General features: G+C 49.1%; 2 protein-coding genes. Both read right to left on the minus strand.

Going from position 1 to position 1186, the window contains the following annotated elements; translation table 11 throughout:
- Positions 1-536, minus strand: a 536-nt coding sequence (locus tag GZ78_RS30435; RefSeq protein ID WP_034840769.1) for a hypothetical protein, incomplete at its 3' end; no start/stop codon positions are given.
- 83 nt (positions 537-619) lie between these two features.
- Positions 620-1186 (minus strand): hypothetical protein (locus GZ78_RS30440; RefSeq protein ID WP_236631644.1); only part of this gene is annotated, 567 nt, incomplete at its 5' end.

The following is a 1186-nucleotide window of genomic DNA, read 5'->3' on the forward strand; positions in this document are numbered from 1 at the left end:
CAATCATGATCTCCCAGTTGATCCGTTTTGGTGTTAATTACCAGCTGTTTAAACATGGGCATCTCTGAGAGGCAAACAACAGAGGTTGGAGAATTATGATTGTGGAGTATGCCTACACTGATACTGCTTAGTCTTAAGCAGGCTCGGTAGGAATTGTTGCAGTTGGGATTTTTGGCTTGATAACGGTCGATCCTGCGGTAAGCCTGACTGTCAAAATGAAAGTAAAGGCCACTGTTAAAGTGGGTGTCAAGCCGAAATGTGGTTCGAGCAGCATTAGCCACCCCGTACTTTAAGTCAGAGTAGCTAAGGCTTTCGTGAGCAAAACTTGCAAAGCAAGTAAGAGAGGCAGGGCCATCATTCACCCACCACAAATTAAAAAAAAGCAATGCACCATAAAAAGGCGATCTGGCAAAATACCGTGGCCCGAGGTGAGCAGAAAACAGCTCAACTTCAGGCTCCGAATCAATCAGCTCGGCCTCTGTACCAGCTCCATGCAGAAGGAGTGCTGATAAAGCAAAAAGACGGCAAAAATACATAAAAAAACCTCTGGACAACAAGGGAGGCTGTAGAGAGGGCCATCACTGGCCTGTTGGGAAATAATGTAAAGGGCTGTGAGTTTTCATTTTAGACATCTGATCACTACGAATAAAACCGTCACAGCAGAGAAAGCGCCAAGGGCAACAGGCCGAGCCGCCGAGGAGTGTGAGCCCACAGGTGTTGATGAAGTAACCGGAGCCACAGAAACATCTGACGGCGTGACTGTAATAACAGGTGTGTACAGGGTAGCAGAGCCTGACGACACAGCCGCAGAAGATGAAGAAGTCAAAGCGGTAGTGGCCGTGCTTGTTGTAGTCAGAGTTGAGGGTTGTACGTTCAGAGTTGAGGCTGCTGTGTTTCGGGTTGAGGTTGCTGCGTTTTGGATTGAGGTTAACGCACTCAGTGTTGAGGATGCTGGGCAGACAGAAGGACTAAGCTCCCGGCCACAGCGCAGGGTAGCACGCTGATAGGTTTCAGTGCGGGTTACTTCTGATGGCACAAATGAGCCCCGGGTGTCATTGACTGCCTTGCGGAACTGTTCTGCCCCCTGAACCAGCTGCTGGGCAAAGGGGAACTCGGAGCAATCAGGGTTCGGGTCTTTACACAGATCTTCTGGACAACCTTCATCCACATAAACACAGCCAAAATT

This window comes from Endozoicomonas numazuensis, assembly GCF_000722635.1.
In the GTDB taxonomy this organism is placed as follows: domain Bacteria; phylum Pseudomonadota; class Gammaproteobacteria; order Pseudomonadales; family Endozoicomonadaceae; genus Endozoicomonas_A; species Endozoicomonas_A numazuensis.